We start from the raw sequence: 13,642 nt of genomic DNA, 5'->3' as shown, positions 1-13,642 counted from the left end.
GCGTACCCGCCCACGAGGTGCGCCTCGACGAGGTGCTCGTCGACCCCGGCGAGCGCCTCTTCTACACCTACGACTTCGGTGACGACTGGGCGCACACGATCCGTCTGGAAGCGGTCGCGCCGCGCGAGGCCGACGCACCGCGGGCATGGTGCACCGGCGGGTTGCGCGACGGACCGCCCGAGGACTGCGGCGGGATGTACGGCTACGAGCTCGTCGCTGCCGCGTGCGACCCGGCTCACCCCGACCACCACGAGGCGATCACCGAGCACGCCGAGCTGTACGGCGACGAGGTCGATCCCACCGACCGACCCCCGGTGCCCTTCGAGGTCGACGAGGTCAACAGCCGGCTCGACGATCTCGACCTCGCCGACGAGTGGATCGGTGCGGCCACCCGCGAGGAACTCACCCTCCCGGTGCTCCACCTGCGTGAGACCGCCCAGCTGATAGGGCTGCTGCGCAAGCACCGCGGCCTCGTCGCCGACGTGCTCACCGACCTCGGCTGGCGCCACGCCGACCGCACACCCCTGTCCGGCCAGACAGCGGCCCGTCTCGCCTGGGACACCACCGCGGTGCTGCGCCGCCTCGGGGGCCTGACCGACCGCCCGAGGCGCGCGTCGCCGACCCCCGGTGGCGTGGCCTTCGCCCGCGCCGCGCTGCGGACGTGGCCGTCGAGCAGGTGACCTTCGCCATCCCGCCAGGGCTACGGTGGGATGGACGCGGCCGCCTCGACAGGGTCGACCCGTTGCAGATGGGCGAGCCCGTCGAAGTCCCGGTCGGGGGAGATGATCACGGGTATGCCCCGGTTGACCGCCGTGGCTGCGTGGATCGCGTCGCGGGCCTGCAGCCGGTCGTGCCGCGCGAACAGCTCCAGAGCAGTGCGCAGGTCGGCCACCGTGACGTCGTGCAGGGGGCAGAGGCCGGCGACGCAACGCGCCAACCGCGTCGCGCCGGCGCGGTCGCCGGTGCGCCGCACCCGCTGGTGGAGGAGCTCCTGGACCGCCTCCACGCTCGCCTCGCCCTGCAACGCGTCCTGCCCGAGGGCCTCGACGAGGCGGCGGCACGGTTCACGGTAGGGATGGTCGGTGCCTACGGCGTAGACGAAGACCGCACTGTCGATGAGGGCGCGGCCGCCCATCAGCCGGGCTCGCCTGCCATCTCGTCGAGCATCCGGGCCTTCAGGGGGGCCCAGTCCTCGACGGGCATGGGGCTCGCTTCGAGGATCGCCGCGGCCGCATCCTGGCGGTCCGCGGTTGCGCCCGCGTACACCCGGTCGATCGCCTCACGGATCAGCGAGGCCACCGACGTGCCCCGGCGCGCGGCCTCCTGCTCGAGCAGCACGTGCTGGCGTTCCTCGAGTAGGATCTGCAGTCGCCGATCCAGTGGCATACACATACAGTAGCATGTGTCAGTGGCCTCGGCGCTGGTGCAGGCAGAGTTCGCGCGCGGCGCTGAACCGTCACGTGACGCCAAGCCTGGCGCGCCTCGGTGAAGCTGCTGCTCGACGTCCACTTCACGCCCGTCATCGCCGAGCAACTGCGCGATCGTGGACACGCGGTGCGCTCTGCGGCGGACGACACCGTCACGCGCCAGCTCTCGGATGAGGCCCTGCTCGGGCATGCGGTCGGCCACGCAAGCGCACTGCTGACCAACGACGCCAAGGACTTCGTACCCATCGCGGGGGAGTGGGCACGAGCCGGCAGAAGGCACCTCGGCATCGTGCTGACCTCCGATCGCCGCCTGCCCCGCACCCGAACAGCGATCGGCCGCTTCGTGATCACGCTGGACGCGCTGCTGTCCCAGCATCCCGACGATGAAGCCCTCAGAGACCGGCTCATCTGGTTGAAGCCTTGAGCGTGCAATCCGCTGGCCTTGACCAACCTCTCCCAACGGGTCGAGCGGTGGGTAGTCGCCGCGCTCATCCGCCGCCACTGCCGGATGCGTCGCCGCATCGAGCAGCACCGCGCGGGCCTGGGTCCGGTCGAGCGCCTCGACCGTCCCCTGCGGGCCCACAGCAGCGTGCCAGCCGCCTGATGCAGGTGCAAAGCCCGCGTCCCGTGTCCACGGGTGCTCGTTGTTGCCGGGCGGCAGCGCATCGGGTGGCGGCACGGCCGCAAACGCTACGCGATGGCGCTCCAGTCGGGCACCAGGGCGTTGACCGTCTCGCTGCCCGGGTCGAGACCGGCGTCGTCGAAGGCGAGCACCACGCTGGTGGCCAGCTCCCATGACTCCTGGTCCGCACCGCACCAGCCGATGAGGGTGTCCTCGCCGGCGCCCTCCCGAAGGCGGTACAGGCCCAGCAGGAGACCGAAGCCGATGTCGGTGGCGGCGTCGGTGAACCCCGCGGCAGCCGTGCGCGCCAGGCCGTCGACGACCTCGTCGGCCACGTCGTCGCGATCGACATCGGTCAGCAGCTCGGTTGCCACGACCTCGGCTTCGGGGAGCAAGTCGGGGCGGCGGTCGAGCAGCCGGTCGAGTGCGGCGGCCCGCTCGGCGTTCGACAGCGCGTCAAGGGCGGGGCTCGCCTTTGACGCGCGCGGCACGAGGCCTCCTTCAACGAGGGCAGTTGCCGGTCAGTATGGACGCCAAGGCCGGACCGCCGTTGGCAGCGGCGTAGGGTGCCAGCACGCCCGCCCTGCCTCTCGCTAACCGTTGGGGCACCCAACCACGACCGCTGCCTCTGCGCCCCTCGCCGATCCACACGGTCACCGGTCCGAACGCTCGGCGCAGCGCCTCCTGCGCGCCTTCCCAGGTGCCGCCAAGGTGGGCGTCGGCGGCGACGACCAGCGTGACCCGGGCGAGGGCGTAGACGATCTTGTTCCGCGCCATGGCGTTTCCGACCGAGAAGCCGGCGACCACCGCGCCGCCGGCTTCCTCGGCGGCGGACATGGCGACCTGGTCCACGCCTTTGGCGCCGCCCGAGACGAGCACGTCGCTCCGCTCAGCGGCGAGCCGAGTGACCTGACGGGCCACACCCGCGCCGGCGTCGTTCACATGGCGCGAGTCGAACGGTGTGAGCCTGCAGGCCCTGCTGCAAGGGCAAAGCCTTCCAAGATCTCGTGGGCGTCGGCGCCGAGGAGAGTGGCTGGGTCCTTGACGGTGCCGATCAGCCACCAGTAGTCCCGGGAGGTGAGCGGTTCGACACCGACGTCGACCAGCCGGGTCCAGCGCGAGTCGACGAAGACGGACAGCGATCGGCCAGGCAGCAGCTGATGCTTCGGACGGATGCGTTCTGACACGCCCGCGACGCCCTGCGGCCACGGCTTGCGCGGCTCGATCTCGAGGGTCTGGCACCGCAGGTGGCCCACCGCCGCGGACACGAGCTCGTCTGCCACAGCTGTCGGCAGCGGCCGCAGGGCGCTGCTGACGGGTCGTCGAGCTGCTCGCGCAGGAACGCCATGAGGCACCCGTCGGTGGTCATGTAGGTCCGCATGGCCCGCTGCTCGGCGCGTCGCTGTGCGGTCACGGCAGCAACGCGATCCTCGTCGTAGCTCCAGGGACGCAGGGTGCGCTGCCAGCCCGTGGCGGTGCGTTCGACGGCTCCCTCCACCTCGAGGAACTTGAGCATGGCCGCAAGGCGCTTGCGGCGGATGTTGACCTGCGCCTCGATGCGTGCTTCGCGGGTGCAGTTCGGGCTGTTCGGCGGGGCCATCCTCCACCTCGGCACGTCGAGGCATCACGAGCGCAGCACGATCCGCGCTGACCATCGCCACCCGGTATGCCGAGCGACGCCGCCAGTTCGCGCCCCCCTCGGGACCCGAGACTCCCCTGCTCGATTACCGCACGCACCAGCGGCGCCTCATCATCCCGCTGGCCACGACCTATGCGCTGCACTTCGCCCTGCGTGACCTCGCCGACGACTACGTTTCCCTCCTGCGATCGCGTGACGCCGATCCTCGTGAGCGGATGCAACTGGAGTCGCGTGCGGCCGGGCTCAAGGCGATGGCGACCACCCACGCTGTACGCGCTGTCTCCACTTGGAACGGCACCGCGCCTGGTACCTCGAACAGGGCCTGTTCGAGGCGAACAAGTCACGCGCGATCATCAGACAGGTGGACCGTCTGTGCTCCGAGTTGCGGCCCCACGCGGTCGACCTCGTCGATGCGTTCGGAATCCCGAATGCGCTGCTCGCCGCCCCGATCGGACAACCGAGCCGGTGAGGTCAAGGTGACGAGCCGGGGGCCCGCACGCGCCCACCCCCGGCCTGCCCATCGCCGCTAGAAGCCGAGCTGGTCGGAGGCCAGCTGCACGCCCTCGACGCGCGCGGTGATCTTCTGGAACGCGATGTCCCTGGCGAGGTCGGGCGAGCCGTGCTTGGGCTTCTCGTCGGTGCTGAACGGTGAGAAGCCACAGTCATCGGTCGCGCCCAGGTGCTCGACCGGGATGTAGCCGGCCGCGGTGACCAGCGCGTCCCTGACCTGCTCGGGCGTCTCCACCTGCGGGTTCAGGGGATCGATCACGCCCATGAAGCACTTCTGGGCGACGCCGTCGGCGTCGTCGCGGCGGTACTCCCCGCACAGCTTGTAGACGTTCTCCTTGTCGCGCTCGCTGGCGCACTGGATGAGGAAGTATCCGGCATTGATGTCGAACATGTTGCGCAGCAGCTTCTCGTAGGGCACCTCGGCGCTGTGCACCGAGTCGCAGTCGCCTCCCGGGCAGGTGTGGATGCCGATGTTGACTCGCTCCTCGGCCGTGAAGCGCTCCATGACGCGGTTGTTGAGCCGGATGAAGTCGTCGAGCATGTCGCGGCCCGTCCACGGGTTGCGCGCATCGTTCTTGTTGGCCAGCCGGCCCTCGGTGAAGTCCACCGAGACCCGCACCGCACCCGCGGCGAAGCACTGGCGGATGTCCTTCTCGCACTCGTCGACCAGGTCGGAGAGGAACTGCTCGCGGGGGTAGCCGGGGACCTCGCCCTCCAGCGGATACAGCAGCATCAGCATGGACGGGGCGATCACGGCCTTCTTGACGGGCTTGGTGGCGATCGCCACGGCCTTCTCCACAGACTCCGACGCGTACGTCTTGTAGCGGAAGGGGCCGCCGGTCAGCCGAGGCAGCTGGCGGTCGTGGCCGTCGTCGAAGATGGCGAAGAACTGCCCGTCGGGGGCGAGGTTGTCTGCCAGACCGGTCCCGGCCAGCGTGTCGGTCAACGGGTAGGTGGCAAAGCTCGACTCACGCTGCTCGCCGTCGGTGACAAACGCCTGGCCGGTGGCCTCCATCCGCTCGATCGAGTCCCGGCATGCCTCGTCCTGCTCGGCGACCAGCTGCTCATGGGTGATGGTGCCCGCGTCGTAGGCGGAGAGGGCCTGCTGGAGCTTCTTCGGGCGCGGCAGCGAGCCGACGTTCTCGGTGGGAATGGCCATGGTCAGCGTTCCTCTCGTGGGCCGCCACCGCGCCGTCGGGCGGGGGCGGCATCAGCACCGTGCGGGCGCACCTACACGTACCGGCCCCCAGGCCCGGAGTCAACAGGTGATCGCGACAGATAGGAGGGTCATGGCGCCAGCCAGGATGGTCAGGTGGAGCAGCTCAGCTGGGCGCGGATGCTCCGGGTCTCGTGCAGCCAGGCCGCGGCGCGGGCCTCGGAGACCTGCCGACCCTGCAGCGCCTGGACCTCGTTGGCGAAGGCCTGCAACGGGTGACAGGCCGACGCCGAATCGCCGGCCTCGAGCCGTTCCAGCGTGGACTCCAGCTTGGCGGTCAGGCTGCGCTCGATTCCGGGGCGCAGGTCGGCGTCGGTGACGTGGTCGCGCAGCTGCTGCACGCGCTGCGCTGCGGTCAGCACCCGGTAGTCGGCGCTGTCCACGCCGGCCGTGTGCCGGCCGAAGCGCTCGGTGGCCGCGCGGATGGCGTAGTCGCCAGGGGCGAGGTCGACCGCGGTCCCATTCGAGGCGTGGGTGATGGGGTCGACGAGGATGCCGGCGCCCGGTACGTCGAAGTATACGCGCATCACGTCGCCGACCGGGGAGATCGCGCGGATGGCGATGTCGGCGTCGCTGTCGTCGAGCCACGTCGCTCCGTCCAGTGTGCGCTGTGGGTCGCCCGGTTCGACGCCCGGGCTGAACGTCGCGCTGCCGTCGTCGGGTCGGGTGAGCGACAGGTACGCGCCCTGGGCGCCGACCGGGTGGTAGTTGCGCTCGTCGACCCGCCACACGACAAGACCGATGTCGAGCAGGCCCTGGTCGTAGTGGTCGCTGCCCCCGACGCGGTTCTCCACGACGAAGTGCTCGTCGGTGCCCCGCGCGGGGTCGTACAGCACGAACGGGTCGCCAAGCGGTGAGGCCGGCACCTCGTAGTAGCCGCTGTGGGTGACCACCGTCGGGTCGGCCCAGCCGAGGCGCATCGCCTGCCACGCGCTCGACCGGAACAGCGACGCGTCCGCGAGGTTCGACGTGCCCGCACCGAGGTCGTATCGGTCGACATCGTTGTTGATGCGGGTGTCGGGCATGTCGAAGGCGGCGTGGCCGACCTCGTGGACCAGCGTCATCAGGTTGGTGGCGGTGCCGGCTCGACGGCCACCAACCGATCATTGTCCCATGCGTTGCCGGCACCACCGAGCTCCACGCCGTCGAGCTCTACGAGGTCGGGGCGCTGCGCCGTGGCGGAACCCCTCGGGCACAGGGTCGGGGGAGACGTCCTGGCGCACCAGGACGAGCTCGTCCTGACCGATGACGCCGTCGCCGTCCGTGTCGAACTGCGAGTAGTCCACGTCGGGGTCGGCGAGGCGGTTGTCTCCCCAGCCCTCTACGCTGCGTCCAAGCGATGGCGGAGGGAGCACGGTGGACACCACGGCACGCCTGTCGCACGACGTGGACCTGTTCGTGGCAGCGCTGACCCCGGTGCTGGAGGCCCTGGCCCGCGCCACGGGCATGGACCCCAGCCGGGCGGGGGCCGACGTGGCCCTGGACTCCTACCACCTCGCCGCCGCGCTCGTGGTCGCCGACGGGCGTGTCGGCGACCACGAGATCCTGGCCCTCATCAGCGTGTTCGCCGGCCGGCTCGACGGCCGACTGGGGCAGGCCACCCCCGAGGAGGTGCGTCGCCAAGGCCTCCTCGACGACGCAGCGGAGTGGCTGGGGGCGCCCTCCCCGCTCTTCAGCCTGCTGCGCGACGCCGACCTCGGGGACCATTCGGCGCGCACCCGGGTGTACTACGAGCGGGCCATGGCGGTCGCGCACGCCACCGCGGCGTTCGACGGCTACACCGACCGCCTCGAGCTCGCGGCTGTCGACGACTTCCGCAAGATGCTGCTGCGGCTGCTGCCCACGCCCCCCGCGGCCCCCGCAGCGCCCCCGGCGCAGGGCACCGGACCCGGGCCGGCCGAGACGGCGCCGGCCGAGGGCCGCCCGGTCGGGACGGTGGAGGGTCTGCACGAGCCCGAGCGCTCCTTGGACGAGTCGCTCGCTGCCCTCGACGAGCTGGTGGGTCTCGACGGCGTCAAGGCCGAGGTGCGCCTGGTCACCGACCTGCTCCGCGTCGAGCAGCTGCGCCGTGCTCGGGACCTGCCGGTCGCCGTCCAGAGCCGCCACCTGGTGTTCACGGGAAACCCGGGTACCGGCAAGACCACCGTGGCCCGCCTGGTCGCCCAGATCTACCGGGCCCTGGGCGTCGTCGAGCGGGGCCACCTCGTCGAGACTGACCGCTCCGGCCTGGTCGCCGGCTTCGTCGGCCAGACCGCCACCCGCGTCACCGAGGTGTTCGACGCCGCCGACGGCGGCGTCCTGCTGATCGACGAGGCCTACGCGCTGGCGCGCGGCGGCGAACGGGACTTCGGGGCGGAGGCCATCGACACGCTGGTCAAGCTGATGGAGGACCGCCGTGACCGCGTCGTGGTGATCGTGGCCGGCTACACCGACGAGATGGCGACCTTCATCGACGCGAACCCCGGCCTGCGGTCGCGCTTCCCCAAGACGATCTTCTTCCCCGACTACACCACCGACGAGCTGCTCGCCATCCTGGAGCTGTTGGCTCGGCGTCACCACTACCGGCTGACGCGGGGCGCGCGCGACGCCATGCGCACGCTGCTGGACCGGGCCCCCCGCGATCGCGGCTTCGGCAACGGCAGGCTCGCCCGCAACCTGTTCGAGGCGGCGGTCGCCCGCCAGGCCAGCCGGGTCGTCGCCCGGGTGGACGCCCTGCACCGCGAGGGCCGCGAGCACACCGAGGAGGACCTGGTGACGCTCACGGCCCGCGACGTGCCCGAGCGGGCCGACCCCCATGCCACCGCGGACGGGTGATGCCGATACCCTGAGCCGGTGAGCGGCGGCTGGGGGCTCCAATGGCGGTGAAGCGCATCCTTGCGCTGGTGCTCGCCGTGGGCATGGTCGCGGGGGCGCTGAGCTTTCGCTCCCGCATCGAGGATGCGCCTCTCGCCGGCCCGGGGAATCCCCCCGGGACCGCCGGCGAGCTGACGCTGACTTGCGACGTCGGCTTGGAGGACGTCTGTGAGGCAGTCGCCGACGAGGCGGACGTGGGCGCTGTCGCCGAGGCCCCGGCGGCCGTCGCCGACCGGCTGGTCGACCCGGCCGGGGAGGAGCTGCGGGGCGCCTGGCTCACGCTTGACCCTTGGGTGGAGGTCGCCGCGCTCCGCCTGGAGTCCGCCGGCGAGGCGACGGTGCTCGGCGACGGCACGCCGCTGGCACGTTCGCCGCTGGTGGCCGCCGTGTGGGAGGAGCGCGCCGCCGCGCTGGAAAGCGCGTGCGGCACCTTGACCTGGCGGTGCGTCGGGGACGTGGCCGCAGGCTCGTGGGCGGACATCGGCGCCCCCGAGGCCTGGGGTCGGGTGAAGGTCGGCCGTGCCGAGGGTGCCGACGCCGCCGAGGCGATGCTGCTGCTGGGCCAGATCGCTGCGGGATACGCCGGCGGGGGCGATGTCAGCAGGGCCGATGTGGAGGGCAACGCCTTCTTCGCCTGGCTCAGCCGGCTGGAGGAGGCGAGGCCCCCGCTCCCGCCAGGGCTGGCGTCTCCGATCGAGGCGATGGTGCAGCGGGGGGAGAGCGCGTTGGACATCGCCGGCGTGCTCGAGGCCCAAGCCGCGCCCTTCCTCGCCCGGACCGCCGCCCGCGCGCCCACGCTGCGGCTGCAGCCGATCGAGCCGGTGGTGACCGCCAACCTGGTCGTGGCCGCGATCGGCGATGATGATGGGGCGCACGCCCTCGCCGAGGAGGTGGCGCGGGTCGCGCCGGCCCTGCTCGCGGAGGCCGGCTGGCGGGTCGAGGGCAGTCCGGACGCACCGGCGTTGACACAGGTGGGGGTGGCCTTTCCGGGAGGGCTGCCGACAGAGGCGGGGTTGCCGCCGGCAGGGACGCTGTTCGTGTTGCTGCAGCTCGCACAGGAGGTCGGACGATGACGGGATTGCTGCGTTGGACGGCTCTGGCCATGGCCGGTGCGATGGCCCTGGCCGCATGCCAGGGCGGCACAACCGGCGAGCGCGAGACCGGCGGTGACCTCGGCGACCCTGGCGACTGCGTCACGGTCGACATGGCGGTCAGCTCGGAGAAGATCGACCTGCTGACCGATCTCGCGGGCGACTTCAACGGCTCGGACGAGGCGGTCGTCGATGGCGAGTGCATCTTCGTCCGCCCGTACTCGTCGGCTTCCGGCGGGGCGATGACCCTGCTCAGCCAGGGCTGGCCCAACCCCGATGCCGACGGCCCGGCGCCCGTGATCTGGTCGCCCGCGGCCAGCAGCTGGGGCGCGATCCTGAACCAGCTCCTCGACGAGCAGGGGGAGTCGCCCATGGCGCCGGCCGATGCCCGGCCATTCATGCTCACCCCGCTGCTGATCGCCATGCCCGAACCGATGGCGACCGCACTCGGTCACCCGGACACGCCCATCGGGTGGGCCGACGTCCTGGCTCTCGCCAACGACCCGGAGGGGTGGGGCAGCGTCGGCCACCCGGAGTGGGGCCGCTTCCGCCTCGGCAAGACCAACCCCAACTTCTCGACGTCGGGGCTCTCCGCGCTGATCGCGCAGTACTACGCCGCCACGGGCAAGGAGCGGGGCCTCAGCACCGAGGACCTTGCCCAGGACGAGGTCGCCGAGTTCGCCCGCGGAGTCGAGTCCGCGGTCGTGCACTACGGCGACACCACGCTGACATTCCTGAACAACATGGCCCGCAACGACGCCCGCGGCACCGTGCTGACCTACGCCTCGGCGATCGCCATCGAGGAGGTCAGCCTCATCAACTACAACCGCGGCAACCCCGACGGGGTCCTGGAGCCCGGCGAGGTGCTCGAGGAACCGCGGATCCCCCTTGTGGGGATCTACCCCAAGGAGGGGACGCTGTTCAGCGACAACCCCTTCATCATCCTTGACGCCGACTGGGTCAGCGACGAGCAGCGGGCGGGTGCCCGGGTCTTCGAGGAGTACGTGCAGCGACCCGAGAACCAGGAACGGGTGCTCGAGTTCGGCTTCCGGCCGGGCAACCCGGAGGTGGCGTTGGGGCCACCGCTGGTGGCCGACCTCGGGGTGGACCCCGAGGAGCCGCAGACCACCCTGGAGGTGCCGCCGCCACCGGTGATGGTGGAAGTGCTGGAGCGCTGGGAGGAGCAGCGCAAGGCCGCGCGCGTCCAGCTGGTCATGGACGTGTCCGGCTCCATGGCCGACCCGGCTGGTGACAGCCGCGAGACCAAGCTCGACCTCGCCGTGCAAGCGGCGGTCCAGGCGCTCGACCAGTTCCGCGACGACGACGAGGTGGGGCTGCGGATCTTCTCGACCAACCTCGGTCCGGACGGCCAGGACGACTGGATCGACCTCGTTCCCATCGGGCCCATGAGCGAGAACCGCACCGCCCTCCAGGAGCGCCTGGAGGGGCTCGTCCCCGTCGCGGGGACCCCGTTGTACACGGTCACCCAGGAGAGCTTTCGCGAGCTGCGCGCGGACGCGGACCCGGCCAAGATCAACGCGGTCGTGCTGCTCACCGACGGTCGCAACGAGGACCCCCGCAACGACGACCTCGAGGCCATGCTGCGCTCGCTCACCGAAGGGCTGGAGGGCCAGCAGTCCCCGGTGCGCATCTTTCCGATCGCCTACGGGCGCGACGCCGACCCGGCGGTGCTGCGGCGCATCGCCGAGGCCACCGACGCCGCGGCGTACGACTCCAGCGACCCGCGCACGATCGACCAGGTCTTCACGGCGGTGATCTCTAACTTCTGACCCCTCGGACGCCGCGGCCGCGCTAGCCTAGCCCCTTGTGATGGTTCTGGCGCGGGGCCTTGTGGCGGCCCCTCCTGGCCTTATACCCTCATGCTCCGGGGTACGAGCGGTACGGCCAGCGCGGGGTTGGCGGCGTGCTCGCCCGGGAGGAGCGCACGATGAGACGCTCGATCGCTTTCGTGGGAGCCGCGACGATGATGCTGGCGCTGCTGCCGACGGCAGGTGGAGCCACACCCACAGCCGACCCCGACGTGATCCCCGGCGCCTACATCGTGGTGCTGGAGTCCGGGGACCCCGGAGCGGTCGCCGCCGAGCACAGCCGCGCCCACAACGCCTCGGTCGCCCACGTCTACCGCCACGCCCTGCAGGGCTACGCCGCGCGCATGTCCGAGCGCGCTGCCGCGCGCATCGCCGCTGACCCCCGGGTCGCCTACGTCGATGCGGACCGTGTCGTGACCACCGCCCACCACCAGTGCGGGCACGACAAGCCGACCCCCTACAGCGGGGACTGCGACGCGCCGTCACCGGAGCCAGGGACCGGCACGATCGCCGGGACGGTCACCGCCAGCACCGACGAGGCCATCGCCGACGCGACCGTCACCGTCGAGGGGACGACGCTGTCGGCGACCAGCGACGGCAACGGGGACTACTCGATCAGCGACGTCCCCGAGGGCAAGCACACGGTCACGGCCACCGCCGACGGGTTCGACCCGCAGAGCAAGGAGGCGACGGTCGGGGCGGATAGCACCACCACGGTTGACTTCACGCTCACCGCGACGTCGACCGACCTCCAGCCCGTGCCGTGGGGCGTCGAGCGCGTTGGGGCGCCGCTGCGCGACGGCAACACCGGCGCCGGCATCCACGTGTACGTGATCGACACCGGCATCGACCCGGACCACCGCGACCTCACCACCAACGTGGCGGAGGGCTACGCCGTCGAGCCGTGCCGGGGCGGGGGCTGCGCGGCCGACTGGGACGACGACCACGGCCACGGCACGCACGTGGCGGGCACGATCGGCGCGCTCGACAACGACGTGGACGTCGTCGGGGTGGCGCCCGACGTGACGCTGCACGCGGTCAAGGTGCTGGCCAAGAGCGGCTCGGGCACCCGCTCGGGGGTGATCGCCGGCATCGACTGGGTCGCCAGCCACAACACCGGCCTCGCCCGGGTCGCGAACATGAGCCTCGGCGGCTCGGGCTCGAAAACCGCCACGTGCGCGAACGGCGAGTTCTCCGGCGCCGACGCCTACCACCAGGCGATCTGCGACGCGACCGACGTCGGCGTGGTGTTCGCCGTCGCCGCCGGCAACAGCGGGGCCGACGCCGCCGGCGCGGTCCCCGCCGCCTACGACGACACGGTCATCACCGTCTCGGCGACCAACGCCGACTCGGACTGGCCGAGCTGGTCCAACTGGGGTGATGACGCGGTCGACTACATCCCCACCGTGTCGGCGCCCGTGGGGATCGCCGCCCCCGGGGTCAGCATCCTGTCCACCCAGGCCGGCGGCGGGACCACCACCAAGAGCGGCACGTCGATGGCCGCACCCCACGTCGCCGGCGCTGCCGCCGTCTTCTTGCAGAGCAAGCCGCAGGCCGCCGACTTCGCGGCGTTCACCAACGCCCGTTCCGACCTGCTGGGCCGGGCGCAGGACACCACCGAGAGCGAGACCGGGACCTGGACCAACACCAGCGGCAACCCCCATCTGGAGTGGTTCCTGCAGGTCACCGGGCTGTAGGCTGGGGGACGACAACCGTCGGCAAGCACGCGACAGCGCGTGCTGGACGCGGTTGCCGGTGCCCCGGGCGGTCCGCGACCTCGGCGAGGTTCGCCTGGTTCCTGATCGGTGGCAGTGCCACCCATCCGGTGGTGCAGCTCAGTCGGCGAGGAGGGTGTCGCGGTCGAGGTGCAGCGCCGGCCAGCCGTCCAGCGCCCAGGTGGCGGTGGGGCCGTCGTGGTCGACGCCGTCCAGGCGGCACCACCACGGGTAGCGCCCCCACGCCTCGACGTAGGCCCGCCGGACCACACCCTGCTCGGCGTAGACCCCGTGCTTGCGGACCAGGTCGTGGTGGACGTCGTCGCTCAGCACCTCAAGCGTCGCCCACGGCGCGACCGTGAACGACCGGCGGTTCGCGGGCCGGTCCTGCGGGCGGTACAGCGCGAGGTCGGGACGGATCCGCCCGCGCGAGGACAACCACCACGTGTCGAGTCGCACGATGTGCGAGGGCGGACACGCGGCGGCGAACAGCAGGTACAGGCGCTGGACGAGGAGCTGGTGGCGGTCGCCCACGGCGGACCCTCCGGTGGCGTGCAGTGCCCCGTCGATCACCTCCAGCCGCCCCCACTCGGGGTGCTCGTTCTCGAGCGCCTCGAGCTCGGCGGTGGTGTAGTCGGCGAGGTCGGTGATCACACGCTGGACCCTAGCCATGCTCCACGCTCCATGGTCGTTGTCGTCGACGGACCTGTGGACAGCGTAACCACGCCGCGGGGGGGGGG

Annotated in this window: 16 protein-coding genes; 8 read left to right on the top strand and 8 right to left on the bottom strand. The window is 71.7% G+C overall.

Features of this window, described 5'->3' with window-relative positions:
• The coding region (locus WD250_06830; protein MEX2619916.1) for a plasmid pRiA4b ORF-3 family protein at positions 1-680 on the top strand (680 nt) is incomplete at its 5' end.
• Positions 681-700: 20 nt separating this feature from the next.
• Here the strand turns inward: WD250_06830 and WD250_06825 are convergent.
• Entirely contained in the window at positions 701-1,135 is a 435-nt protein-coding gene (locus WD250_06825) for a type II toxin-antitoxin system VapC family toxin (GenBank protein ID MEX2619915.1), read from the bottom strand.
• On the bottom strand, positions 1,135-1,386 hold the full coding sequence (locus WD250_06820; GenBank protein MEX2619914.1) for a hypothetical protein: 252 nt from the start codon (positions 1,384-1,386) through the stop codon (positions 1,135-1,137). The genes WD250_06825 and WD250_06820 overlap by 1 nt, the downstream gene beginning before the upstream one ends.
• 99 nt (positions 1,387-1,485) lie before the next feature.
• Between WD250_06820 and WD250_06815 the strand changes: the two genes are divergently transcribed.
• Both WD250_06815 and WD250_06810 read left to right on the top strand, forming a co-directional pair.
• A complete protein-coding gene (locus WD250_06815) occupies positions 1,486-1,851 on the top strand; it encodes a DUF5615 family PIN-like protein (protein ID MEX2619913.1) in 366 nt (121 codons plus the stop codon).
• 18 nt (positions 1,852-1,869) lie between these two features.
• Positions 1,870-2,031 (top strand): hypothetical protein, encoded by a 162-nt coding sequence (locus WD250_06810; protein MEX2619912.1) that lies wholly within the window; start codon positions 1,870-1,872, stop codon positions 2,029-2,031.
• A gap of 86 nt (positions 2,032-2,117) precedes the next feature.
• Here the strand turns inward: WD250_06810 and WD250_06805 are convergent, their stop codons facing one another.
• From WD250_06805 to WD250_06795, 3 genes are read right to left on the bottom strand one after another with little or no spacing between them, the layout of a single operon-like run.
• The gene (locus WD250_06805) at positions 2,118-2,540 is read right to left on the bottom strand and encodes a hypothetical protein (GenBank protein ID MEX2619911.1); all 423 of its coding nucleotides are present in this window, start codon (positions 2,538-2,540) and stop codon (positions 2,118-2,120) included.
• Between the two features lie 10 nt (positions 2,541-2,550).
• Complete coding sequence (locus WD250_06800; protein MEX2619910.1) at positions 2,551-2,991, bottom strand: hypothetical protein; 441 nt, start codon at positions 2,989-2,991, stop codon at positions 2,551-2,553.
• Positions 2,988-3,317, bottom strand: a complete 330-nt coding sequence (locus WD250_06795; GenBank protein MEX2619909.1) for a hypothetical protein — start codon at positions 3,315-3,317, stop codon at positions 2,988-2,990. Before WD250_06795 ends, WD250_06800 begins: the two co-directional genes overlap by 4 nt.
• A 657-nt stretch (positions 3,318-3,974) precedes the next feature.
• Here WD250_06795 and WD250_06790 point away from each other — a divergent pair.
• The gene (locus WD250_06790) at positions 3,975-4,157 is read left to right on the top strand and encodes an acyl-CoA dehydrogenase (GenBank protein MEX2619908.1); all 183 of its coding nucleotides are present in this window, start codon (positions 3,975-3,977) and stop codon (positions 4,155-4,157) included.
• 57 nt (positions 4,158-4,214) lie between these two features.
• On the opposite strand, the gene WD250_06785 is transcribed toward WD250_06790, so the two are convergent.
• Together WD250_06785 and WD250_06780 are read right to left on the bottom strand one after the other, a co-directional pair.
• On the bottom strand, positions 4,215-5,357 hold the full coding sequence (locus tag WD250_06785; protein MEX2619907.1) for a hypothetical protein: 1,143 nt from the start codon (positions 5,355-5,357) through the stop codon (positions 4,215-4,217).
• A gap of 149 nt (positions 5,358-5,506) precedes the next feature.
• Positions 5,507-6,478 (bottom strand): hypothetical protein, encoded by a 972-nt coding sequence (locus WD250_06780; protein ID MEX2619906.1) that lies wholly within the window; start codon positions 6,476-6,478, stop codon positions 5,507-5,509.
• 292 nt (positions 6,479-6,770) lie between these two features.
• Between WD250_06780 and WD250_06775 the strand changes: the two genes are divergently transcribed.
• The 4 genes from WD250_06775 (at position 6,771) to WD250_06760 (ending at position 12,884) form a co-directional block, all read left to right on the top strand.
• A complete protein-coding gene (locus WD250_06775) occupies positions 6,771-8,228 on the top strand; it encodes an AAA family ATPase (protein MEX2619905.1) in 1,458 nt (485 codons plus the stop codon).
• 47 nt (positions 8,229-8,275) lie between these two features.
• Positions 8,276-9,340: a hypothetical protein gene (locus tag WD250_06770; GenBank protein ID MEX2619904.1), complete on the top strand. Its 1,065-nt coding sequence runs from the start codon at positions 8,276-8,278 to the stop codon at positions 9,338-9,340.
• Positions 9,337-11,148 (top strand): extracellular solute-binding protein, encoded by a 1,812-nt coding sequence (locus WD250_06765; protein MEX2619903.1) that lies wholly within the window; start codon positions 9,337-9,339, stop codon positions 11,146-11,148. Before WD250_06770 ends, WD250_06765 begins: the two co-directional genes overlap by 4 nt.
• Positions 11,149-11,306: 158 nt before the next feature.
• On the top strand, positions 11,307-12,884 hold the full coding sequence (locus WD250_06760) for a S8 family serine peptidase (protein ID MEX2619902.1): 1,578 nt from the start codon (positions 11,307-11,309) through the stop codon (positions 12,882-12,884).
• 138 nt (positions 12,885-13,022) lie between these two features.
• Here WD250_06760 and WD250_06755 read toward each other — a convergent pair whose 3' ends face one another.
• Positions 13,023-13,574 carry a Uma2 family endonuclease gene (locus WD250_06755; GenBank protein MEX2619901.1) on the bottom strand — a complete coding sequence of 184 codons (552 nt, stop codon included), beginning with the start codon at positions 13,572-13,574 and terminating at the stop codon, positions 13,023-13,025.
• Positions 13,575-13,642 lie beyond the last annotated feature (68 nt).

This window comes from Egibacteraceae bacterium (genome assembly GCA_040905805.1).
Classification (GTDB): domain Bacteria; phylum Actinomycetota; class Nitriliruptoria; order Euzebyales; family Egibacteraceae; genus DATLGH01.
This window is presented reverse-complemented; position numbering and strand designations above follow the sequence as displayed.